A 25,516-nucleotide genomic window follows, 5' to 3' on the forward strand; every position below is an offset into this window, starting at 1 on the left:
TAAGGTACTGAGATCAAAAAACTATTTTTTTAAAATACATCACTTGTTTAGTTAAGTCATACCTAAGTTAAAAGCGTATTTGTACTTAAAAGTTTAGCGTATTTTACGCAGCTTTGCGTCATGAAACGTACATCTATTCTAATTTTTGCTTTATTACTTGGTAGAAAGTTAAATGCTCAGGAAAACATAGCTAAGTTAACCCCAACCGTAGAGATTGGGAAAAGCTTATTCTCGAATACTAATAAAAGAGATTTTTCTCGAAAAGGTAAGGTTTATATCCATTGGGGATGGAATTTCTCTTGGTATGATAGAAGTGATATCACCTTCAAAGGGCCAGGTTATGATTTTACTTTGAAAAATGTAACTGCGAAAGATCGACCATCTAAAATAAGCTTAGATTATATCAATCCAGCGCAGCTGACTACGCCACAGTTTGATTTCAGGTTCGGATATTTTTTCAAAGATAATTACAGTGTTTCTATTGGGTGGGATCACATGAAGTATGTAATGGATATTCCGCAGAAAGTGACTATCGACGGTTACATTAATCCATCTGTTTCTAACCCGGGCATTACTACCGGCAACTATGCGGGCATATATAAAAATCAGCAATTAGAAGTAAAGGATGATATGTTAACGTTCGAACATACGGATGGTTTAAACTATGTAAGTGCGGAAGTAGAACGCTACGATGATATTTGGGTAGCTAAAAATAAGAAGCAAATGCTAGCTATGGAGACTGGTGTAGGAGCGGGTTTTGTAATTCCTCGTTCTGATGTGCGTCTTTTCGGAGTGGGGGAAAATAACTTCTGGAACTTTGCAGGCTATGGTGTTTCAATTAAAGCGGGCTTGAAGTTCAATGTTACAAGGAAATTATACTTCCAAAATGTAACGAAAGCCGGATATATCGATATGAATAAAATTCACACCACCGGTAGAAACGATATTGATAGGGCAATGCAAACGATAAGGTTTTTGGAAAACTATACCGCTATAGGGTATCAGTTCTAAATTAGTTGAGTTGTAAGGCTCATATAAGACTCCTAATTACACTCACACATATATCGAGTTACTAGATACAAAAAAGGTGTTCCAATTAATTATCGGAACACCCTAAAATAGTATGCTTATTAATTAACTTAGTTTTTTTACACCGCCCGAACCTAAGAATTTCTTTTCGCTCACGCTTGCATTTCCTGTGTAATATACTTTTCCTGAACCGCTGATAATGGCATTGATATCGCCATTGGTATGTACGTAAACACTTCCAGAGCCACTAATAGTTGCCGACAAAGAACCTGCTTTTAGTGCTCCTTTTTTAGAAAGTACGCCCGATCCGCTAATAGTTGCAGTTACATTATCGGCTTCGCCAGTAACATTTAACTTGCCAGAACCGCTGATCACCCCATTAAAATCGCCAGCAATAATATTGGCATTGATTGCGCCAGATCCGCTTAAGGTAGCTACAAAAGAGTTTTGGGTAATGGTTCCTTTTACCGTAATTGAGCCATCACCGCTCATGGTTAAGCTTTTGAGCACCTTTGCATTAACATAGGCAGTAATTTTTTTATCCCTGTATTTGTGTGCCCAGCTAGTCCAGCTTACCTGCGGGCGGATAATCAGCGAGTTTCCTTTCACTTCAGCTACTAAAGTTGAAATCGCTTCGGCATCACCCTCAAACCTAATTCCTTCGGTATTACCAAGGGTTACAATCACCTCAATGGGGCCGCCGGCTGCTACCGAGCTAAAGTTTTTTACTTCTATTTCTTTTGCCTTACTGCTATTTTTAGCAAGACTGATATTTACTGGTAATTCAGTTTGAATTGGATTGGCGCTGGCCGTAGCTACTGCTAATAATAAGCCAATGGAGATATATTTTCTATTCATTTCAGTTTTGTTGTTATTATACAAGACGGTATCATAATTAACAACGTTGCATCCAAAGCAAAAATTATTCAGCTTTTTTTACATCGATGTAGAAATTTCTGTCTATTGAAAAATTATCGTTCGTGATAGTACTGTCGACCTTAATTGTTTGCCAATTATTGGTAGGCTTAATTAAGCTGTACTGCCCGGCTTTAAGCGTCACTTTTAAAGGCATATCAAAGCCTGTTACGTCTGTAATCCAACGATACTGTAAATTGCCATCATTTATTTTGTACTCCAACGTTGGAATATTAGCCTTACGGAGATATTGATCAAAAACTTTGTCTAATTTAAGTCCGCTTTGTTGTGCAATGTATTGTTCTATCTGGGCCGATGTTACCGTTTGATGGTAGAAAGTTTTATTTAAGCCTCTTAGAATTTGCCTAAACTTTTCGTCATCACCAATGAGCTGCCTAATGGTGTGTATTAAGTTAGCACCTTTGTTGTACATGTCGCCATCTCCTTCAGTGTTGGTATCGTAAACACCTATAATGGGACTCTTATTCCCGATATTTCTACGCTGACCAATCACATAATTTTCGCCGGCGGTTTTACCTTGCGTACTTTCTGTAAACAATGCCTCCGAATAAGTTGTAAAACCTTCGTGTACCCACATGTCGGCAATGTCTTTTGTGGTGATGTTATTGCCAAACCACTCATGTCCACTTTCATGGATGGTAATGAAATCCCATTTTAAACCATGCCCAGTTCCCGATAAATCACTGCCTAAATAACCTTTTCTAAACTGATTACCGTAGGCTACCGCACTCTGGTGTTCCATACCCAAATGAGGAGCTTGCACCAATTTATATCCATCTTTGTACCATGGGAAAGGGCCAAACCAATATTCGAACGATTTCAGCATTGGCTTTACATCAGCGTCCCAATGTGGGCGGGCTTTGGCACTATCCTCTTTTAAGGAATAAAAATCTAAGCTTAGTTTTCCACCTTCACCATCGTATGTATCACTCCAGTGCGCATATTTTCCAATGTAAAATGCTACATCGTAGTTATTAATTGGGTTGCCCACAAACCAATGGTGTTTGCTATAGCCGTTATTTAAATCGGTTTTACCTCTACTACGACCGTTAGCAATGCAATCTAAGCCCGTTGGTGCGCTAATGCTAATGAGCATGCTATCTACTTCGTCACTTTGATGATCTTTGTTAGGCCACCAAACACTTGCGCCTAAACCTTGGCATGCTACTGATACAAATGGATTGCCCGATTTATCTTTTTTGAAAATAAAACCGCCATCCCAAGGGGCATTTTTGGCTACACGAGGATTGCCACTATAGTAAACAGTGAATTTATCTTTTACGCCTTTCTTTATTTTAGGGAATTTTACAAAAACAGCCGCAAACTCTCTGGTGAACGGCAATTCTTTTCCTTGGTAAATTATTTTTTCAACCTTTAGATTTTCGAATAAATCGAATTGAAGTTTATCGAAATCCTTGGTAGCGGTAAATGCAAACTCGTTGCTGCCAATTACTGAACGATTGTCAAGATCTATTTTCACATCCAAGTGATAGTAATTGATATCATAACAAGTTCGTAAATCTGTTAGCGCACCACGTAAGGATTTTGCCCGGGCATTATTTTCATTGCTTCCAAGCATGTCCTGGGCGGATATAGTTAAAGAAGAACTTAGGATCGCAAGAGCGATAAATACTTTTTTCATTTTTATGAATATCTGGTTTTTATGGCCGTCATTGCGAGGTACGAAGCAATCTTAAAGCGATAGTTAGTTGCGAATGTTGTAGGATTGCTTCGTACCTCGCAATGATGACTTTTGTATGTTATTGCTTTAATACTGGTAAAGATAGGAAAGAACTGTTTGTGATGTCATGATAAATGCGTTGCGTAGCTTTCTTAAAATCTTTAGGTTCAGCTTCGTAAATGTTCATGAATTGCTGCGGATTTCTATCTGCTAGCGGAAACCAAGAGTGCTGTATCTGCACCATGATGCGGTGTCCTTTTTTGAAGGTGTGGCCAACATCTGGCAGTGCATATTTTACGTTAGTTACTTGATTTGGCACAAAGGCTTCAGGTTTTTCAAAACTATTACGGTATTTACCTCTCAAAATTTCTCCTCGCACCAACATTTGGTAACCCGCCATCATTTTATTTTGATCCGCTGGCGATGTTGCTTTGGTATCTTCTGGATATACATCAATCAACTTCACCACATAATCTGCATCGGTGCCAGTGGTGCTTACCATCAAATTGGCCAAAACTGGACCAGTAAGCGTGATATCTTCCGTTAAAACATCGGTTTGATACGTTTTTACATCCGGTCTTCTTGAAGCAAAACGCTGGTCATCAATCATGTATTCCCTTGTGCGGTTTGCCTGTATGCCATCTTGATAAGGTACGGGTGTGTTTGGATCGCTTACATATTCATCAAAGCTGTTGCTCTGGTTTGGTTTGCTGAAAGAAAGCTTTCCGTTTGGCTGAAAGTAAAGCGATTTTAGCTCCACGTTTTGTGGTGGCCAAGTGTTAAATTTATGCCACTGGTTGCTTCCCGTAAGGAAAATGTTGGCTTCGGCACCACCGAAACTACCTACGCCTTTGAGGTAATATTTGAAGAAAGGAAGCTCCAGGTTATCTTGGTAATAAGTACTCGTAGCCGTTCCAAAGTTGATGTCTCCAAAGCTCTCGCCCTTTCCGCGTACCCAACCACCGTGAAACCAAGGTCCGGCCACTAAAATGTTATTCGCGTTTGGATTTTGTCGTTCAATGGCTTTGTAGGTTTCGAAAGCACCGTAGGCATCTTCGGCATCAAAAAAACCACCTACCACCATCACTGCTGGCTTCACATCAGTTAAATGTCTGGTAATTTGACGAGCCTGCCAAAAAGTATCTAGATTAGCATGTTTGAATAAGTTGTTCCAAAACTTAATGCTATCGCCCATGTATTTTTCTTTCAAATTCTTAACTGAACCTGCTTCTAAATAGAAACGATAATTATCCTTAATTGGAAATTCAAATGGCTTTGGACCTTTGTCTGGCGTAATTGGCTTTGGACGAGGAACGCCAAATGAAGTCATGAATTTAAAAGCATCCATTACAAACAATGCTCCGCCATGATGAAAATCATCTCCAATGAACCAATCCGTAACTGGCGCTTGTGGCGATACCGCTTTCAAAGCTGGGTGTGATTTTACCAAGGAAGTAGTGGAATAAAAGCCAGGGTAGGAAATACCGTAAATTCCGGCCTTACCGTTGTTGTTTTTAATGTTTTTTACTAACCAATCGATGGTGTCGTAGGTATCGGTACTTTCATCGATATCCTTTTTGCCTTTGCCCAAATTGGTTGGCCTAATATCCTCAAAGTTGCCTTCGCTCATCCAACGTCCGCGAACATCTTGGTATACGAAAATGAAGCCATCACGCATTACAGCGGGATAGCCACCTAAACTGGTTTTGTATTCGTTTTCGCCATAAGGCCGCACGGTATAGGGCGTTCTGTTAATCAAAAAAGGATATTTTTTTCCTGCCGAGATATCTTTTGGGATATAAATAGCCGTGAATAGTTTGGTGCCGTCACGCATGGGAATAAGGCGTTCGATTTTGGTGTAGTGGTTGCGTACGTAAGCTGAGTCTGTTTCCTGTGCAAAAGCGTTTGATGCTAAAAAGCAGGAAGCTAGAAGAAAGGTTAGAAGTATTCTTTTCATTGTGAAAGTTGGTTAGGGAGCTAAATGTTTGTCGATTGCTTGGGATTGCTTCGTCGTTCCTCCTCGCAAAGACGAAAATAGTAGCGTCACTGCGAGTTTACGAAGCAGTCTTGGAGATTGCTTTTAAAAGAAAAGCTTCCCATTTTGAGAAGCTTTCTTAAGTCTTAGTGTCCGCCGTCGGCAGTATCAACAGGTTTACGGAAAGCAAAGCCTAAAATAAAATAAATTAAGGCGATTACGTACCAAACCGTTGGGCAATCATTATTAAATACCAATAATCCAAAAAGGAGGGCGCCTAGGCCAACCACAAAAAATGGAATGTTTCTTAATCTAATCATATTCAAACTTAGATAAAGTTGGATAGATAAGCAATAATAATTTAGCTTAACATTTAAAGAACGGTCTTCCTCTCAAAAACAAGCTCCGGTAAAACTACTTTAATTTCCTGTTCAGTATCTTCTTTTTTCCAGTAGATGATAAAATTCACCTTTGCACTTTTCAGTTTATAGTTCTTCGCTTTCATGCTTTCAATTTGTTGAATGAAATACTTCGAGAATTTTAAAATAGAGTTTCCTTTATGATCCAAGCATTCGTCATCGTTTATGAACATTGAATCTCCACTAGTAAGCTGTTCAATAAAATTTTGCTTTTTGATAAAATAATCTAACCATACATCTTTCAATGACAAATGCATTGCTAATTCATTAGGAGGTAAATAAATTTCTTTATTGTCTACTCGTTCTAAATTTTCGGCTGTTAAATTATCGAGAAAGTTAGAGTTTAAATGAATCGTTAAATTTTGTTTTGCTCTTGTCATTGCAACATACAACTGTCGTTTAGCTTCGTCGGTTGTAATATTAAAGTTTTCAAGCATCAAAAAAACATTATCAAACTCTCTTCCTTTAGCTTTATGTATGGTTGAAACAAAAATGGTCTCTCCGTTTTCGCTATAAAAATCTTCCAATTTCGATTCTCGTATAAAAACTTCTAGATCAGATTTATATTTTCGTTTCGGGTTAGATGCTTCGAATTCCTTAATGATATTTCCTAATATTTCTAATTTGGTACTAAGCCGATATCTACTCACAACCTGTTTTTTTGCATTTAACCAAACTTCGTCTGTGATTAGGAAAATATCACTCCGTAAATTAAGATGATTTAGAAAATATCTTACTTCTGCCAAATTATACAAATTAAATCCATCGTTACTTTGTATAAGTTTAGCTTTTAAATTGTTTTTTAATAGTAGTCCAGCAATCTGTAGTGCATCTTCATTGGCTTTTGTTAATACGCAAGTTGTGCCTGAAAGACCAGTATTAATGAGGTCATTTACCAGAGGAATGGCAAGGTTTTCACTTTGGTAGCGTACAATTTTCAATTTACCATCGTCATTTTGAGTTGCGATGATTGGTGTGTTTTTTAGTCTGTGAGAAATTCTTTTTACAAATTGGTTTGTAAAATTTACGAGATTGACTTTGCTTCTATAATTTTCTATTAATTCATGTTTAACTGCGTTATTCACGTTGATGAATTGTTCAAGGTATTTTGAGCTAGCACCTCTAAATTCGTAAATATTTTGATCATCGTCTCCTACTGCAATCACTCTCATTTCCTCGTTTTGCTCCATTAAAATATTAATCAACTCAAATTCATCTTTATCCATGTCTTGAGCTTCGTCTATAACTAAAACCGTTTTTGTTATTCTACTAGCTTCAACTTCGTAATTATTTATTTTTTGAATAGTTGTTTTTACAATTTCACTAGATTTTTCTAAACTGCCCACCTTACCCAGCAAATCGAAACAGTAAGAATGAAAAGTTTTAATCTCAATAAAATTTGCTACGTTGCCTATCAATTTAAGCAGGCGTTTTTTAAACTCAGTTGCAGCGGCTCTCGAAAATGTAATCATTAACAATTGTTCATGTTTTACATCTTCCATTAAAAGTAGAGATGCTAATTTATGAACAAGAACCCTTGTTTTTCCACTTCCAGGCCCTGCAGCAACAGCAATGTGTTTGTTCTCATTATCGTTAATAATCTTTAATTGTGTTGGCGAAAGTTCACCAAAAAGTTGCCTGAATTTTGCAGGTGTAATGTTGCGCTTAATTTCATTCTGCCTGCTTCCTTTAAAGTATTTATTAAGAAACGATGAATAATTGAGCTGAAAATAATCTTCTACAAATTGTAGCGCATTTTTGTAGTCATCGATCATTTTAGTAGCGTACTCACCTACAATGTGGATTTGCTGAATTTTGCTTTCGTAAAATTGGTGTAGCTTCTGATAATCGTCTTTTGTATAGCGCTTTTTGTTGTCATTTTCAGTACGCTCAATAGTTAATCGGTTGTAAACAACCAAAAAGCCACCTTCAATCTTTATGGCCTCAATGCGTGATAAGTAAAAGAGGGTATCTTCAACATCATCAAGACTAATATCGACTTTAAATAGGCTGTCGTTATAATCATAAGCATTTTTTAGCTCTTGAACAGAAAATTCAACCAACACTTCATCTTTTGTCAACTCTTCTTTAGAAACATTTAAATTACTTTTTTTATAAAGAAAATCAACAATAAACTTAGCCAAGGTATGTCGTTTTTCTAGTTTGTCTTTCAGCAATGATTTTTTATGTAAAGCAGCTATTGCGACATGGTTTTTCGAGTCCAGATTTTTTCTTTTGATCCAGTTTTTAATTGCCCAAAAATTAATAATCGTTTTAATCTGATTGGTGCCAACATCAGTGAGTCCATTGTCTTCGGCTTGCTCATTGAGTTCTTTTAAATGAAATATGTGCTCTTGTTCGTCAAAAAAAGGGAATAGAAAGTTTTCGATTTTGCTGAAAGTATCGACAATGTTGTATGAACGGTTTTTGCTTTCGCCTTTTTTAACAAATGCCGTTAAATCTTTTGCATCTGCTAAAATTTTCTCTTCTCGCAAAAGATTAATGATGGTAATTACTTCTTCTTTTACAATTCCTAAGTGATCGCTGATATAGTCAACTCTTGATTCAGCACTTTCATCACTTGAATGTTTTCGGCTTTTGCTAGAAAAGAGTTTTTTGATAATTCTAATAGCCTTCGCTTTATGGTTTTCTAGCAGTTTTTCCGAGGCATTAATTTTATCAATTGCTTCTTGTGCATTTTTTGAAAGAATACTGTTGGCAAAGACTCGAGGCATGTTTTGGCCTCTCTTCAAATATCCTGCATCTTCTAACGCTGCAATAGCTGTGTTTACACGTGTTTCTATATCTGCAACGCTATCATCCCAACCAGCTAGCCTGGCAATTTCTAAAGCAGAGTTTGAAACTTTTGTGCGAAATTTCGTGATTTCTTTAATTGCCTTCCAAACCTGTTGAATTTCTTTGATGGATAATTTGGTTTGATTAAGTAAAATAAAGTGCTTGCTTAAATCTTCTTCGTTAAAAAGTACAAAACATTCTGCAGTAATATTTTCATCTCTACCAGCTCTACCTGCTTCTTGTACGTAATTTTCTAGTGAATCTGAAATTTCGAAATGAATAACCATTCCCACATCTTTTTTATCGACACCCATCCCGAAAGCAGACGTTGCCACCATTATCTGTGTTTCGCCGTTGATAAAAGAATTTTGATTTGCAGACTTTTCAGCCTTGTCCATTTTTCCGTGATATGCTTTTGCACTAAATCCGTCTTTAAATAGTCTTTCTGCTAGTAGAAAGGCTTTTCTAGTTCTTGATACATAAATAATGGTAGGGCAATTTTTTAATTCGATCAAATCTCTAACGGTTTGATATTTGTCATCTTCATCTCCCTTTTCGTAAACTTTGTATCGAAGATTTGTCCTTGATGCCTTTGAGGTAAATACTTCAAGGTTAAGCGAAAGTTTCTCTTTAAAGTAATCTTTGATATCTTCGATTACCTTTTGTTTCGCTGTAGCAGTAAAGCAAGAAACGGGAATTCCATCTTCCAGATTTTTCTTTTCCTGAATGGATTTAATGAAGTCCCCTATGTATAAATAATCTACTCTAAAATCTTGACCCCAAGAGGAGAAACAATGTGCTTCGTCTATTACAAAGCGTGCAATTTTTCTACCAAGAACTAAGCGCTCAATAGTTTTTGACCGTAGCGATTCAGGTGATATATATAGAATTGAAGCAGAGCCATTTTCAACCCTTTCGAAAGATTTTGCCCTTTCAATGGGGTCAAGTAAACCATTTATTGTTACCGCATCAGTTATTCCAATTTTTTCCAGATTGTCTACTTGGTCTTTCATTAACGACTGCAGTGGGGATATTACAATAGTTAATGACCTGGAATTCTCGCCGCTCATTAAGGCCGGCACTTGGAATGTAATAGATTTTCCACCGCCTGTGGGAAAAATGGAAAGTATAGATTTATTACTAAGAGCAGCTTTAACAGCATTTTCTTGTAACGGTTCATCACCATATTTTCTATACGTATCGAATCCGAAAAATCTTTTTAGCCCTTTTTGGGCATCTAAAGCGGTATTGCAATACGAGCAGCCGCTCAGGCAAGGCTTATTTCGTAAGCGAAACATAATTCGTTCCGTTTCAGGATAGTTTTTTAAAACCCATGGTGGTGTTATGGAGTGTATTTTTTTATGCTCAACGAAAGAGTTAATTAATGATAAACAATAAGCAAGCTCAATTGGATGTTCTGAAGTTTCTCGATGCAATGATACTTGTTTGCAAATTTGATTTTCAAATCTTTGGTGGATTATGCTTTCGATTTCTGCGGTTGAGACGCTATAGTTGATATAGTTAAAAAATCCACTAAATTCTTTTTGTTTATGTAGCAGTGAGTAAAAAATTTGTTTGAGTTCTTGATCAGCTTGATCAAAAGTAGCTACTTCATCGTAAAATAAATCTCGTGCCTTTATCGAATCGTTAAGCGGGTTGTTGGTGTCTTCTGATTGCAACTTATCATCTTTGATTAGCGAATGATAAGGGTTTGCTGGAAAAAGCAGCGGCGAAAGAAACAAAGTGTCAATAATATTGCTGCTATTTATTCCTGCACTTTCAAGTGCTTTAGAAACGTATTTTACATCGTGGTTTAGTATATTATGTCCACAAATGAACTTTACTCCGGAAATGAATTCTGCAAACTCTGTCAGTGAAGCCTTGTGGAAACGCAATCCATTATCCCTGATACCACCGATATCAACAACTTTGTAACTTTTGGCGTCAATTTCCGTATCAATAAATGCAATAGTATTCAATCAAATATCAATAAGTATTGATAAATATAGGTTTTTATTGTCATTGGTTCGCTACTTAATTTAAATTAAAAACAGCTGTTTTTTGGTTCTCAATATGCTTTTATACAGTTGTTTGTCTTGTGAAATGGGATTGCATTGGAAATCGTTTTTTTGAAGCTTGTGCCCTCAGGAGACTTCGTAAGTTTTCAAAACTTAAAAAGTCTTACTTGTATTCGTGAAAAAAATATCGAAAGGAACACCCAGAAATAAAATCCATGGGTTTTTAAATCTGCTAGTTTTAAAAAGTACCCTTGTAGCAGTGTACAGGTAGATAGATTCCTCGGAACTCGGAATGACAGGTAGGCTAAAACAAAAAGATTGCAGGGAACAGCCCTGAGATAAAATCCATGGGTTTTTAAATCTGCTAGTTTTAAAAAAGATCCTTGTTGCAATGTACAGGTAGATAGATTCCTCGTTCCTCGGAATGACAGGTAGGCTAAAACAAAATATCGCAGGGAACATCCAGGAAAATCCACGGTTTTTTAAATCTACTACTTTAAAAAAGATCCTTATTTCAGTGTAGACGCTAGATAGATTCCTCGTTCCTCGGAATGACAGGTTGGTTAGGACAAAAAGATTGCAAGGAACGTGCAGGAATAAAACCGATGTGTTTTTAAATCTGCTACTTTAAAAAAGATCCTTATTTCAGTGTAGACGCTAGATAGATTCCTCGGAACTCGGAATGACAGATAGGCTAAAACACAAAGATTACGACGAATAGCCTCGAAGTAAATTCTGGATTAGGTTGTGATGAAATTCAGCTGTTGCTTTACATATCCATTTTAAACCCCAAACTTTACAACTTTACAACTTTACAACATTTCAACTTTACAACATTTCAACTTTACAACATTTCAACTTTAGAACATTTCAACTTTAGAACATTTCAACTTTACAACATCACAACATCACAACATCACAACTTTACAACTTTACAACATTCCAACTTTTCAACAATAAAACAAATCACTAACTTAGCCGCACAAAAATTCTTAGAAGATCATGCAATACGATGTAGTTGTTATTGGCTCGGGGCCGGGCGGTTATGTAGGTGCCATCCGTTGTGCACAATTAGGTTTAAAAACAGCGGTAGTTGAAAAGTATAAAACTTATGGCGGTACCTGCTTAAACGTAGGTTGTATCCCGTCAAAGGCATTGTTAGATTCATCGGAACACTTCCATAATGCAGCCCATACGTTTACCACTCACGGTATCAATTTAAAAGATTTAAAGGTTGATATGAAGCAGATGATTGCCCGTAAGGATGACGTGGTGGCTCAAAACACTGCAGGTATTACTTATTTGTTCAAGAAAAATAAAATTGATGCTTACGAAGGTGTAGGCTCATTTGAAGATAAAAATACAATTGTAGTAACTAAAGCTGATGGAAGCACAGAAAAGTTAACTGCAAAGAATGTAATTATTGCTACGGGTTCTAAGCCAACTGCTTTGCCGTTTTTGCCTGTAGATAAAAAGCGAATCATTACTTCTACCGAAGCTTTAAACCTTCAGGAAGTACCTAAAACCATGGTAGTTATTGGTGGCGGTGTGATTGGTTTGGAATTAGGCTCGGTTTACGCCCGTTTGGGTACTAAAGTTACCGTTGTTGAATTTGCTCCTTCCATCATCGGCACTATGGATGCTGGCTTAGGTAAGGAATTGCAACGAGTATTGAAAAAACAGCTAGGCATGGAGTTTTTAACCAGCCACAAAGTTACCGGAGCATCAGTTAAAGGTAAAGTAGTTACAGTTACGGCTGATAATGCTAAAGGTGAGGCGGTAAAATTGGAAGCCGACTATTGCATTGTTGCTGTGGGTAGAACCGCTTACACAGCTGGTTTAGGTTTAGAGAAAATTGGCATCACTCCTGAAGAGCGAGGTAACAAAATTCCTGTAAATGATCATTTAGAGACTTCGGTTGCTGGTGTATATGCCATTGGCGATGTAGTTAAAGGGGCGATGTTAGCTCACAAAGCGGAAGACGAAGGTATTTACGTAGCAGAGCGTATTGCCGGACAAAAACCACATATCAATTATAACTTAATCCCTGGTGTGGTTTACACTTGGCCAGAGGTTGCGTCTGTGGGTCAAACCGAGGAGCAGTTGAAAGCGGCTGGCGTAAAATACAAAGCAGGTTCGTTCCCTTTTAAAGCTAGTGGACGTGCAAAAGCTAGTATGGATACCGATGGTTTTGTGAAAGTATTGGCTGATGAAAAAACAGACGAAATTTTAGGAATCCACATGATTGGCCCACGTGCTGCTGATATGATTGCAGAGGCTGTGGTAGCTATGGAATTCCGTGCTTCGGCTGAAGATATTGCTAGAATTTGCCATGCACACCCAACTTATACCGAAGCTTTAAAAGAAGCTGCTTTAGCGGCTACTGAAAACAGAGCGATACATATTTAAGGGGTCAGGAATCAGTTGACAGTGGTCAATTAGTTACGACCTTATATCAATCCTGCGGTTAGTACCGTGGGATTTTTTATTGGTTCAAATTGCTGCTCCGAGTAGCAAATTGCTTAGGCAAGAGTGGAAAGAGTTTCTCCTAGGGGGAACGTTGTTTCTCCGAGCAACAATTTGCTTGTTCCGACAGGAAAAATTGCTTGTTCTATAAGCAACATTGCTTCTCCTAGAGGGAAAATTGCTTCTCCAAACAGGAATTTGCTTGTGCTAATAGAAAAAAATGCTTCTTTGAGTAGGGGCATCGATTGTTTGACTAGGACTGTCGCTTGTCCAATAAGGAAATTTGTTGCTTTAAGTAGGGTCGTCGCTTGTTCGACTAGGATTATTGCTTCTCAGACTAGGATTATTGCTTCTCCAATAAGGAAATTTGTTGCTTTGGGTAGGATATTACCATCTCGAGCATGAAATTGGTTGCCTAGGATATTGCTATCTCATTTCAGCTTCAAAATTTGATAACGCTTTTAAAGTTTAAGATTGTGATGTGTATTTTAGAACGATGAAAAACAGCTTCTTTCTATTCGTTACCTTACTCCTTTTGTCTGCCTGTGTGCCATTGCGGTCCATTAAATACTTAGTGCCCGATTTAAATGATAGTGCGAAGTTCACTAACGTGACGATTCAAAAATCGGCTACGCCATTTCATTTTAAGTTTAACTTGGGCAATAAGGTTTTCGATTCCTTAAAAAATCATTTAGATACCACATTAATTGGCACCAAAACCAATGCTTTTATCATCATTAAAAACGATAGCATCATTTATCAATACCTTTCTAGCGGAACCAACATCAATGCTAAGCAACCTAGTTTTTCTGTCGCAAAATCATTTATTGGCACTTTGGTTGGTATTGCGGTAGATAGAGGCGAAATTAAATCGACAAGTGAACTGGTAATTAAATATTTGCCGGAGCTGGCAGCTAATGATCAGCGCTATCAACAGTTAACCATACAGCATCTTTTAGATATGCGCAGTGGATTTAACTACAATGAACGGTCATTCAATCCGTTCTCGAAAATTGTACGTAGCTACTACGGTGCTGATTTAAAGAAGATGGTTGAGAAACTGAAAATGAAAAATGAACCGGGAAAGGTTTTTGAATATCAAAGTATCAACACCCAAGTGCTTGCTTTTATTTTGCAGAAAGCCACCGGTAAAAACATACAAACTTTAATGCAGGAACGTTTGTGGCAACCTTTGGGGGCCGAAAGTGACGCACTTTGGAGCTTAGATGATGGCGGTAACATCAAGGCGTTTTGCTGTATCAACGCCACTGCGTTAGACTTTGCTAAAATCGGCAGACTATATCTTAACGGAGGAAATTGGAACGGTAAGCAGCTTATTTCTAAACAATGGGTTGATATTACTACAAATCCGGATACGCTGACAAAAAGCAGGTACAAAAATCAATTCTGGGCTACTCGGGATTTTAGTTTTTTTAAAGATTCTGTGAGTGCCGTAACAGCGCTAGGTAAAGAAGGCTTGACCTATCCGGTAGAAAGAAATCCAGATGGGCGTTATTTTTATGCGAAGAAGGTTTACGATTATAAAGCACAGGGAATGTTTAATCAATCGGTTTATGTAAACCCTAAAAACAAAGTGATCATTGTGCGCTTGGGAGATAGACAGAAGAAGCTGAATTTCCATCGTTTTGTACAAGACGTAGGACGAAGTATTAAATAGTTGCAGCTATAGGCTTTCCGCTTATACAAAGTAATTTCAATGTTAAAAGTAGAAAGATTAAAGACGGTATAGATACATTGTCTTCGTTTTTGCTGACCTTTGCAAAAATTTAACTCCACCGTTCTTTCATGTCAACAATTGCAGACAGTTCAACTTTAGCGCCTCAAGAAACCAGCAAGTATAGTAAGCAAGCTATTCGCTTAGCGGTATCTTTATTTTACTTTGGCCAAGGTTTGGTTTTTGCCAGTTGGGCAAGTCGTATTCCCGATATTAAAACTGCACTTCATTTATCAGATGCCGCTTTGGGAAGTATTTTATTAGCACTTCCTGTAGGTCAGTTGATTACCATGCCGCTATCGGGCAGGTTAGTAGCTATTTTTGGAAGCAAGAGGATCTTAACTTTGGCTGCGCCTTTTTACGCACTTTGCTTAACCAATGTGGCATTAGCTACTGCAGGGTGGCAATTAGCGCTATGCTTACTGCTGTTTGGCGTATCTGGAAACCTGTGCAATATTGCCTTAAATACGCAAGCGGTAACTGCCGAGACGCATTACGGCAAACCAATTATGTCTTCGTTTCATGGTTCTTGGAGTTTGGGGCTGTTCACTGGAGCTTTGGTAGGCTTGCTAATGATGAATTTGCACTTAAGCACCAGTAATCATTTTTGGATTATTGCACCACTAGCCTGGTTGCATATTTTTATCAATCACCGTTTTTTACTGATTGGGAAATCCGCACAAAAGGAAAAACCCAAATTTTTAATAAAGCCGCAAGGGGTGTTGGTTCAGTTGGGTATTATTGCTTTTTGTAGTATGGCAACCGAAGGGGCTTTAATGGATTGGAGTGGTGTTTACTTTAAGGAAATTGTTAAGGCTCCAGCCAAATGGGTGATTTTGGGCTATGCTTCGTACTCTGCTATGATGACCCTGGGCAGATTTATAGGAGACAGGTTTATTGCTACTTATGGAAGAAAAAAGCTACTGCAATTTTGTGGATTGTTGGTTTCTTCGGGGATGATAATTTCTGTAATTTTCCCATATCTATTTACGGCTACACTTGGTTTTATGATGGTGGGTATCGGTGTATCTGTTATTATTCCCATGATTTATTCTATCGCCGGAAATAATGATAAAATTCCTGCCAGTTTAGCAATAGCGATGGTTTCGAGCATTGGTTACTTTGGATTTTTAATGGGGCCGCCGCTTATTGGTTATATTTCTGAACTATTCAATTTACGTTATTCCTTTGCTTTTGTGGGTTGTTTTGGGGTGTTGATTAGCTTAATTGTTAGCAAAATTAGGGCGATAAGGTAGGATTAGGGATTAGGGATCAGTGGTTAGGTATTAGGTATTAGGTATTAGTAATCAGGTATCAGGTATCAGTGGTTAGTTGTTAGGTATTAATGCTTTTAAACTCTGCTAAAGTGGCCTCTAATTTATTTATTCTTTTTGTCCAAAGGCGATACAGCAACCATAGTTGCACGCTAAAAATCGCAAAAATTGAAATTAAAAGCCACCATTTGAATTCGGAAAAGCTGATGTGATATGTGAAAAATGTTATCAGGCCAACAGCAAATAGTAGCCTTACTAAAACAACTTGAAATCTATAAGATTTGAGTTGGATGGTAAAGCTTTTCAAATCGTCATTTAAGTTTGTGCTGCTTTTGAACCTGCTTTGCAATAAAAAACCTTTATAGCCGTAAAACAATTGAAGTAGCGTAGCAGCAATTATGATTAAGTTGGTAGCTAGCGGCTTGGTTTCGCCATCAAACATAGCGAAATAGCAAAATAGAAATGCGGTAAAGCCTAAGGACTCAACAATGATTTGCTTTTTTGCCGACGCTAGTATCGGATGGCTATTTTTCTTCAACAATAGACTTAGTTCCTCGCTGTTTTTTTGAGGTGTCGAAATATCCTTCCAAACGGATTTTAAATTATCTATTTCCACGATTTAAAATTTGATAAAGTTTGTTCTTAATACGGTTAATTTTCACGCCTACGTTGTTCTCCGTTATTCCTATAATTTCCGCAATTTCCTGATAGCTCATTTCGTCTAAATAAAGTGCCATTATTGCACGTTCGGCTTCATTTAGTTTTTTGATAGCACAAAGTAGTCGCTGTTTTTGGTCGGTAACTTCTGTTGGTTGGTCCGCAATTTGATCTGGCAAAACTGACACAAGCGCTATGGCCGGTTTCCTTTTTCGAAAAGAGCCAATAGCTGTATTTAAAGCTATCCGATAAAGCCAGGTACTAAATTTTGCATCGCCTCTAAAATTGGGGTAGCCTTTCCAAGCGTGGTACGTAATTTCCTGAAACAAATCTTCATAGTCCTCTTGTTGATTGCAATAGATGCTGCAAACCTTGCCAATAATGCCCTGGTTATGGGAGAGGAGTTGAAGAAATTCGATTTCGCTCATATTTGCATTATTGCTTTAATTTCAAAGCCTTGATTTCAGCGTTTAGCAGCCTTAAACTATCTAAAATATCGATTTGCTTATGCTCCAGCTCGTCTAGTCGTTGTGATAGTGCGCTATCTCTTAATTGTGCTCGGCCATCAGGCGATGAGTTTTTTCCGCAACTTGTTATTGCCAATATAGTGATAAATATAAGTGCTCTTATTTTCATTTCGTTGTTTTTGATATAAGTAGCGAATTGGAAGAAATACTTACACTTGCCGGTAAAAACTTTGATAGTAGCAAAAGCAGTATTAAATAAACGGGATTGCAGCGGAAATACTTTTTGTGTGTCCCGCTGAGCGAAGCGAGGAATCTGTAGCTATGCGAAGTAAGCATATAGATTCCTCCTAACGTCGGGATGACACACGATTTATCAATGATTTTGGAGAATAAAAAAATCCCGATAACGTGTTGCTATCGGGACTGGTTTTATTGTGTGTTGGGAAAATTCTAGTTAATGGTGTTGATCCCACTCATTTACGTCTTTGTGCTTGTAAGGTTCATCCATCATTTCTTCAATGGTTTTACCCTTTTTGTTAAAGCCAAATCTGTTTAAAATGTTATCGAAAATTTGATACATTACCGGTACTACAACCAATGTTAGGAAGAGCGAACTCGTTAAACCTCCAATAATTACCCATGCCAAACCATTTTTCCAGTCGGCACCTGCGCCGCTAGCCAAGGCAATAGGCAACATACCAATAACCATGGCAATGGTAGTCATTAAAATTGGGCGCAAACGAGCGTGGTTTGCTAAAATTAAAGCTTCGTGAGTGGTTTTGCCCTGCGCTTTCATTTGGTTGGTAAAATCCACCAAAATGATGGCGTTTTTAGCTACCAAACCCATTAACATGATGAAACCTAAAATGGTAAAGATACCCAAGGCATTGTTAGTTAATGCTAATGCAAGCAACGCACCAATTAACGCCAACGGTAGTGAGAACATTACCACAAAAGGGTACACAAAACTGTCGTACAGTGCCACCATAATTAAGTAAACCAAAATGATTGCGGCCAATAATGCGATACCCAAAGTACCAAAACCTTCGCTTTGGTTTTCGGCGTCACCCGCCCAGAAAAAGCTGATGCCGGCAGGTGTTTTCATTTTGTCCAGTTCTGTTTGGAAATCTGCAACAACCGAACCTGTTGGTCGGCCCACGGTTTGCGCTTGTACAGTTACTGAAGTAGATTTATTTAAACGCTCCAGCAAACTTGGCCCCGAACCTTCTTTGATTTCCGCAAACTGCGAAAGCTTGATTTGTTGGCCAGCTTGGTTTACAAACAGTAAGTTACGTACGTCGTCAATATCTTTACGGTCGAAATCTTGGTACTGGATATTGATATCATATTCATACTCACCCGAACGGAATTTACCATCGGTATTACCAGCAAAGGCCGTTTGCATGGTGGCACCAACTGTTCCCAAGTTCAATCCTAAAGCCGACATCTTATCGCGGTCAACTTTTACATTAATTTCAGGTGTTCCTTTTTCTACAGATAGTTTTGTTTGCGTAGCACCAGGTATTTTAGCCAATACTTTTTCCGCTTTTTCAGCAAAAGCTAATACCTGATCTAACTCAGGGCCCATTACCACAAATTGAATTGGAGCATTATCCGCTGTACCTAAAATGCCAATTGGTACGGTTTTAATTTTAGCACCTACCAACACTTTTTCTAACTTACGGGTGTAAGTGGTAGAAAAAATATCAGAAGAAACATTGTTACGTGCTGGCTTGTCCACCAATTTTACGTTAATTTCAGATTTATATGCCGTAGCCGTAGTTGCTCCCATGTTACCGCTGGATTGACCAACCGTTGTAATCATTTGAACTACTTCTTTCTGCTGACTTAAAAAGTTTTCTGCTTTTTGGGTATACAAGTTGGTTTGCTCCAAAGAAGCATCTTTAGGCATCTCTATCTGTAATAAGAACTCGCCTTTATCCGATTTAGGGAAAAACTCAAAACCGATATAACCTGCGCCTAATAAACCGCAAGAAGAAAGGAAAAGCACCACCATGGTAACCAATGTAATGGCTTTATGCGCTAGTGTCCATTCCAAAACTCGAGTTACCCAATTGGTAAATTTACGTAGCTGTTTTTCAAACCATAGGATAAATTTGCCAAATAGATTTTTACCTTCAATGCGCTCTAACTTACCAAAACGTGAGAAGATTAATGGCACAATAGTAAAGGAAGCTAATAATGATAATAGAGTAGAGATAATTACCACCACACAGAATTGGCGTAAAATGTTGGCCACCATACCGGTACTCACCGCAATAGGGAAAAACACTACCACAATTACAAAGGTGATAGATACTACAGTAAAACCAATTTCACGAGTACCATCAATTGCAGCACGCACTTTGTTTTTGCCCATTTCCATGTGGCGTTGGATATTCTCCAATACTACAATGGCATCATCCACCAAAATACCTACTACTAATGATAAACCTAGTAGCGACATTAAGTTTAAGGTATAACCAAACAAGCCAATACCAATAAATGTAGCAATTAATGATGCTGGGATAGATACCATTACAATGATAGCGTTACGTAAGCTGTGCAAGAAGAACAACATTACCACGGCTACGAGTACTACCGCTAACATTAAATCGTGGATTACCGCATCGGCAGATTGTAACGTATAGTCGGAGCTATCATTCACAATTTTAATGTCCAAACCAATGTCTTTATAATCAGATTTTAGTTTTTCGATAATTGCTTTGGTACCCTCACTCACTTTTACGGCGTTGGCATCACTTTGTTTAATGATTTGTACCGCAATAGCGTTGTTTCTGTTGATACGAGCAATTTTTTCGGTTTCTTTTTGAGTATCCTGTACATCGGCAATATCACCTAAACGAATTTGTGCGCCATCTTTTGCAGTAGTTACTACCAAGTTGCGCATCTCATCAATGCTGGCATATTTACCTGATAAACGCACTAAAATGTCCTGCGATTTCGTTTTAACACTTCCAGTAGGGAAATCTAAATTGGAATTCAAAATGGCTTGCTGAATGGTAGGAACAGCCAATCCATAGCCTTGTATTTTCTTAGCATCAAGTGATACTTTGATTTCACGTTCAGAGCCACCAATTAAGTTCACCTGCGCAACACCAGTTACACGCGAAATAATTGGCGCAATACGCTTGTCCATCAAATCATAAAATGAAATGTCGTCCATTTTTGCAGAGGCAGACATAGTGATTACCGGGAAATCATCTAACGAGAACTTACTTAATGAAGGCTGTTTTACATCATCAGGAAGTTCCGCTAAAATGGCATTCACTTTTCGCTGTGCATCGTTTAGCGCAATATCAATTTGTGCTTTATCAGTAAGGGTAATAATTACAACGGATAAACTTTCGTAAGAACTAGCATTGATCTTTTTGATGTTCTCCATTGAAGATACCGCGTCCTCAATTTTTTTGGTCACCGTACTTTCTACCTCGTTTGGAGAAGCACCCGGATAAATAGTTGAGATAGATACTACGTTGGAAGTGAACTTAGGTAAAAGCTCATATCCTAAGGAGAAATAACTCAACAGCCCCATCAAGGTTAGTGCAGTAAATACCACAATTACCAATGATGGTCGTTTTATAGATATGTCAGTGATTTTCATATTTTTTTCAGTATTGCGTATTGCGTCCTGAGTATTGGGTTTTAGAGCGGTCTCTGTACTCACATCTCAATACTCATATCTAATTTATTTTATAATGGTAACGGCAGTACCGTTAGTTAAATTAATTTGTCCGCTGGTAATTACAGTTTCACCTTCTTTCAAACCATCTAAAATTTCTACGCTTTCTCCCAAAATTCGGCCTGATACCACTTTACGAGTTTCAGCTACACTTTTTTCTTTATTGAAAACATAAACCTCGTTGCTGCTTACACTACCAACAAATGAAGTACGAGGCACCAAAATAGCAGGGGCTTGTTTAGGAAACTTAAAAGTTGCCGTGCCATACATTCCCGCTTTAAGACTATTTTTTGTGTTGTTAGTTACCTCAACTTCAATAGGGAAATTCAACGTTTGATCCGCTTTTGCGGCAATAAAGCTCACTTTGCCTGAGAATTTTTCATCAGGGAAAACCGAAGACTGGATATCCACTTTATCACCAATTTTTAAGTTGGCTACCTGACCTTCGTTAACGTTTACTTTTAATTTCAATTTAGAAACATCCACAATTTCAAATAATTGAGTGCCTGGTGCAACTACGGCACCAACTTCAATCATTTTTTTGTTAACGATACCGTTGATAGAAGATCTGATGTTAGCATCGTTTAATTTTTTCTGCTGCTGTTGCAAACGAAGTTTAGCATTTTGTGCATTTAAACGAGCTTGATCTAGCTGCTGTTGAGTTACGCCGCCAGTAGCAAAAGAACTCTCGTAACGAGCTAAATCTTTTACCGCATTTTGGTACGTAGCTTCTGCAGTTTCTCTGTCTGTATTTAAAATTTCAGCATCAATTCTGGCTAAAATGGTGCCTTTGCTTACTCTGCTGCCTTCTTCTACAAATATTTTGCTTACTCGGCCCGAGTTTTCAGCACTAAAATTTAGTTCTTGGTTGGCAATAAAATTTCCGTTGGCAGTAAAGTCAAGGTTAACTTCCTTACGTTCTACATTAGCAATTTTTACTGCTACAGAGTCACTTCCTTTGTTAATGAAATCTGTAGTTTCTTGCTGCTTCTTTTTATTGTTATTTAACACGTAGCCAATTGCCACTAATACTAAGGCTACTACTACAATGATGGTAATTACTCTTTTCATTATCTTAATGTTATTTCTTCTATTTTGGTTTATTGAGCTAAGGTTTTAATATCTCCTTTTGATTTGATAAGCTGTATTTCAGCTACTTTGTAATTTAACAAGGCTTGTGTATAGCTATTTTGCGCTTGGGTTAAAGCGTTTTCAGTATCTAATAAATCAGTTAAAGAAGCCAAGCCGTTATTGTAATTGTTTTGTGTGCTCTGATAAATTTCCTGTGCCAATTCTGCATTTTTCTTTTGAGCAACTATCGTGTTAATGCTATTTCTCAATTGAATTTTAGCATTTTCATAAGCCATATTTAAAGCATTGGTCATCTCTTTACGGTCAAACTCATATTGCTTAATTTCAACATCAGCCTGGCGAACTTTTGAGCGAGTTAAAAATCCATTGAAAATAGGAATGCGTAAAGTTAAGCCTATTGCCGAAGCATCGAAGCCAATTGCTCTGGAGTTGGATTTAAGGAAATCGAAGCCGTTAGCCTGACTGCTGTAGTTATAGTTTGCATTAAGCGCCAAGGTAGGATAGTATTCCGATACATAGGCTTTGCGCTGTAGGTCAAGCAATTTCTTTTGTACATCCATCAATTTAATTTCTGTGCGGTTAGCCAAACTAATTGTATCTGCCAATACTGGATTTTGATTAACATCTGTCAACTCAGTAGGAGGCAAGGTGATTGGCGTGTTGATAGGCATACCCATTGACAGCTTCAGCATGTTTTCCAACATAGTGATGGCATTAGCCGCTTGTTCTCTTTGGGTATTTAAGTTGGTTAAATTAACATTGATACGATCTACATCTATCTTTTTAGCCAAACCATTTTTATATTGGTTTGCAATAATGCGCTCTACCACCTTCACGTTTTTGATGTTGGTGTCAATCACATTCAGCTGTTGCCTATTTACCAATACTTGATAGTAATTGTTTGCTACTTGCTCAATTACCTGCTCTTGCGTTAGTTGTGCATTTAATCTGTAATAAGCTTCGCTAGATCTGGCTGCTTGCAAACCGGTAAACACTTGTTGGTTAAACAACTGTTGTGATAACTGTACGCCAGCGTTGGAGTTCCAAGTTTGGCCAAAGCGCAAAGTTTGTAGCTGTCCGCCGAAATCTACCACTTGTTGCCCGATGATGGCATTGTAAGTTAAGCCCACTGTTCCGTTAAGTTGTGGTAAAGCCTGTGCCCTAACTTCCTGCGTTTTGAATTTCCCCTTGTCCATCTCAAGCACAGCTTTTTTAGCATTTGTATTATTTTCTAATGCATATTTTAAAGCCTCCTTTAGCGTAATTGCTTGTTGTGCGAAGGTTAGGCTTGGCAAACTAATGCTAAAAGTTAGCAGAAATAACAGTTTTGCCGTCTTTATTCTAAACATAGTTGATTAATTATTATTTTTTGGGTGATTTTCTTGTTCTTTTAACTCTTGATCGTATTTATGGATAAGTTTTAGCCCTTCATTGTTACATATTCCAAACAAAAAATGACGAGTTATTTCTACCATAATGTTAGCCAAGCTGTACTTGGTGGTATCATATAAATTATTTTGGGTGAAAATGGTATCTATTTGATTCAACCTCATCCTAGTTACAATCTCCACATTAAGCTCTTGTCTGTACAACCCTTCGGCAATGCCGCGTTGTAGGTTTTGGGCTACCGTTTTACCAATTTCTTTTTCCTTAAAGGCGATGAAGTTTAACCAAGCTTCCTGATGATACTTTTGTAAATCGTAAAATAGCATGGGGTTCATTGTTGCTAAAAAGAAATCCATATCCTGCATGCCAATAAAAACTTCCTGAACAGCATTTTCCGATTCCACCACGCACTTGTTCATCTGTAAATCCTGGTTCACAATTCTGTCTCTTATCAGGATGTTGATCAACTCATTTTTATCTTTAAAATTTTGATAAATGGTTTTCTTAGATACGCCCAGGTTTTTTGCAATATCATCCATCGTCACACTTTTAAAACCGTATTGGCAAAAAAGTTTGTCCGCCCCGTCTATGATATAATCTTTAATTTCCAATTCTTACTCCTTTTCAAAATTCGCTACAAAACTATGGAAACTTTTTTTAATCAAAAAGTTTCCATAGCTAAATTTTTTGTTTTCAAGGTAAATTACATTTGGCAGACAAAATAGTTTTACCTGCGGTTGATATCATGTTGGCTCATCTAATTTAATGTGGTAAATCATTGTTACATTTGCACAAAACTTATGTTATGCCGTTTACTACAAATCAGCCATTAAAAAACTTAAATACTTTTGGAATAAGCGTTAACGCTAAATTTTTTGCGGAGATTTTATCTGAAAAGGATTTGGCAACTGTTTTTGCAAGCGACATCGTAAAAGCAAATAAGTTGCTAGTGCTTGGTGGAGGTAGTAACATGCTTTTTATCAAAGATTACGAAGGCTTGGTACTTAAAGTTGGCATTAAAGGGATTAATGTAGAAGAGCGGGGCGATGATGTATTGGTTACTGCTGGAGCAGGTGAAGTTTGGGATGTACTGGTAAAGTATTGTGTAGCTAAAGGTTACGCTGGTATGGAAAACTTAACGCTAATTCCTGGTACCGTTGGTGCTTCACCTATCCAAAATATTGGGGCCTACGGTGTAGAGGTAAAAGATATTTTTGAAAGTTGTACAGCATTTGAAATAGCAACTGGTGAGATTAGAACTTTTACTAAAGCTGATTGTGAGTTTGCTTACAGGGAGAGTGTTTTTAAAGGGAAACTTAAAGGGAAGTTCATTGTTACATCAGTTACTTATCGGTTATCTAAAAAACCTAATGTACAAACACATTATGGTGCAATTAACGCCGAGTTAGAAAAAAGAGGAATAAGTGAGCCTACAATTGCGGATATTTCTGAAGTAGTTGCTGCCATTAGGGTAAGCAAACTACCTGATCCAAGTACAATTGGGAATGCGGGAAGCTTTTTCAAGAATCCCATTATTGATCAAACGGTTTTTGAACAATTGGTGTCGCAATTTCCAGACATGCCGCACTATCCGGCGGCTGATGGTAGGGTAAAATTAGCAGCAGGCTGGTTGATAGAAGCCTGTGGTTTTAAAGGAATGGTGGAAGGTAATACCGGTACTTGGAAAAATCAGGCTTTAGTTTTGGTAAATCATGGTGGTGCAACAGGACAGGAGGTGTACAGATTTTCGGAAACTATCATCAATACTGTACAGCAAAAATTTGGTGTTTTACTAGAGCGAGAAGTTAATATCATTTAATTATAGCTGTAGGAAGTACTTTTTAATCCTTAAATACAAATAGGTTTTATAAATTCTAGTTTT

17 protein-coding genes are annotated in these 25,516 nt (G+C 37.7%); 5 read left to right on the forward strand and 12 right to left on the reverse strand.

From position 1 onward, the window contains the following. Window positions 1-120: 120 nt before the first annotated feature. On the forward strand, window positions 121-1,011 hold the full coding sequence (locus DUT68_RS13040; protein WP_113638655.1) for a hypothetical protein: 891 nt from the start codon (window positions 121-123) through the stop codon (window positions 1,009-1,011). Between the two features lie 123 nt (window positions 1,012-1,134). On the opposite strand, the gene DUT68_RS13045 is transcribed toward DUT68_RS13040, so the two are convergent. The 5 genes from DUT68_RS13045 to DUT68_RS13060 all read right to left on the reverse strand — a co-directional run bounded on the left by DUT68_RS13045 (window position 1,135) and on the right by DUT68_RS13060 (window position 10,815). After that, entirely contained in the window at window positions 1,135-1,887 is a 753-nt protein-coding gene (locus DUT68_RS13045; protein ID WP_113638771.1) for a head GIN domain-containing protein, read from the reverse strand. 64 nt (window positions 1,888-1,951) lie between these two features. After that, a complete protein-coding gene (locus DUT68_RS13050; RefSeq protein ID WP_113638656.1) occupies window positions 1,952-3,607 on the reverse strand; it encodes a M1 family metallopeptidase in 1,656 nt (551 codons plus the stop codon). Window positions 3,608-3,725: 118 nt separating this feature from the next. Beyond that, the gene (locus DUT68_RS13055; RefSeq protein WP_113638657.1) at window positions 3,726-5,603 is read right to left on the reverse strand and encodes a CocE/NonD family hydrolase; all 1,878 of its coding nucleotides are present in this window, start codon (window positions 5,601-5,603) and stop codon (window positions 3,726-3,728) included. A 164-nt stretch (window positions 5,604-5,767) separates the two neighbouring features. Continuing rightward, window positions 5,768-5,941, reverse strand: coding sequence for a hypothetical protein (locus DUT68_RS18370; protein ID WP_157960865.1), 174 nt, complete (start codon window positions 5,939-5,941; stop codon window positions 5,768-5,770). Between the two features lie 53 nt (window positions 5,942-5,994). Then, window positions 5,995-10,815: a RecQ family ATP-dependent DNA helicase gene (locus DUT68_RS13060; protein ID WP_113638658.1), complete on the reverse strand. Its 4,821-nt coding sequence runs from the start codon at window positions 10,813-10,815 to the stop codon at window positions 5,995-5,997. A gap of 1,041 nt (window positions 10,816-11,856) precedes the next feature. Here DUT68_RS13060 and lpdA point away from each other — a divergent pair. The 3 genes from lpdA to DUT68_RS13080 all read left to right on the forward strand — a co-directional run bounded on the left by lpdA (window position 11,857) and on the right by DUT68_RS13080 (window position 16,311). Continuing rightward, a complete protein-coding gene (lpdA, locus tag DUT68_RS13065; protein ID WP_113638659.1) occupies window positions 11,857-13,263 on the forward strand; it encodes a dihydrolipoyl dehydrogenase in 1,407 nt (468 codons plus the stop codon). 553 nt (window positions 13,264-13,816) lie between these two features. Beyond that, window positions 13,817-14,998: a serine hydrolase domain-containing protein gene (locus DUT68_RS13075; protein WP_113638661.1), complete on the forward strand. Its 1,182-nt coding sequence runs from the start codon at window positions 13,817-13,819 to the stop codon at window positions 14,996-14,998. Between the two features lie 128 nt (window positions 14,999-15,126). Next, window positions 15,127-16,311 (forward strand): MFS transporter, encoded by a 1,185-nt coding sequence (locus DUT68_RS13080; RefSeq protein ID WP_113638662.1) that lies wholly within the window; start codon window positions 15,127-15,129, stop codon window positions 16,309-16,311. Window positions 16,312-16,390: 79 nt separating this feature from the next. Here DUT68_RS13080 and DUT68_RS13085 read toward each other — a convergent pair whose 3' ends face one another. The 7 genes from DUT68_RS13085 to DUT68_RS13115 all read right to left on the reverse strand — a co-directional run bounded on the left by DUT68_RS13085 (window position 16,391) and on the right by DUT68_RS13115 (window position 24,245). Next, window positions 16,391-16,945 carry a hypothetical protein gene (locus DUT68_RS13085; protein WP_157960866.1) on the reverse strand — a complete coding sequence of 185 codons (555 nt, stop codon included), beginning with the start codon at window positions 16,943-16,945 and terminating at the stop codon, window positions 16,391-16,393. Then, complete coding sequence (locus DUT68_RS13090) at window positions 16,932-17,414, reverse strand: RNA polymerase sigma factor (RefSeq protein ID WP_113638664.1); 483 nt, start codon at window positions 17,412-17,414, stop codon at window positions 16,932-16,934. The genes DUT68_RS13085 and DUT68_RS13090 overlap by 14 nt, the downstream gene beginning before the upstream one ends. Before the next feature lie 7 nt (window positions 17,415-17,421). Continuing rightward, entirely contained in the window at window positions 17,422-17,622 is a 201-nt protein-coding gene (locus DUT68_RS13095; RefSeq protein ID WP_113638665.1) for a hypothetical protein, read from the reverse strand. Between the two features lie 285 nt (window positions 17,623-17,907). Continuing rightward, window positions 17,908-21,078: an efflux RND transporter permease subunit gene (locus tag DUT68_RS13100; RefSeq protein ID WP_113638666.1), complete on the reverse strand. Its 3,171-nt coding sequence runs from the start codon at window positions 21,076-21,078 to the stop codon at window positions 17,908-17,910. Window positions 21,079-21,162: 84 nt separating this feature from the next. Beyond that, the gene (locus DUT68_RS13105) at window positions 21,163-22,227 is read right to left on the reverse strand and encodes an efflux RND transporter periplasmic adaptor subunit (protein ID WP_113638667.1); all 1,065 of its coding nucleotides are present in this window, start codon (window positions 22,225-22,227) and stop codon (window positions 21,163-21,165) included. A gap of 29 nt (window positions 22,228-22,256) precedes the next feature. Next, complete coding sequence (locus tag DUT68_RS13110; RefSeq protein WP_113638668.1) at window positions 22,257-23,597, reverse strand: TolC family protein; 1,341 nt, start codon at window positions 23,595-23,597, stop codon at window positions 22,257-22,259. A gap of 6 nt (window positions 23,598-23,603) precedes the next feature. After that, entirely contained in the window at window positions 23,604-24,245 is a 642-nt protein-coding gene (locus DUT68_RS13115) for a TetR/AcrR family transcriptional regulator (RefSeq protein ID WP_113638669.1), read from the reverse strand. 194 nt (window positions 24,246-24,439) lie between these two features. Between DUT68_RS13115 and murB the strand changes: the two genes are divergently transcribed. Continuing rightward, window positions 24,440-25,453 (forward strand): UDP-N-acetylmuramate dehydrogenase, encoded by a 1,014-nt coding sequence (murB, locus tag DUT68_RS13120; protein ID WP_113638670.1) that lies wholly within the window; start codon window positions 24,440-24,442, stop codon window positions 25,451-25,453. Window positions 25,454-25,516: the final 63 nt, after the last annotated feature.

The organism is Pedobacter zeaxanthinifaciens (genome assembly GCF_003313335.1).
GTDB lineage: Bacteria > Bacteroidota > Bacteroidia > Sphingobacteriales > Sphingobacteriaceae > Pedobacter > Pedobacter zeaxanthinifaciens.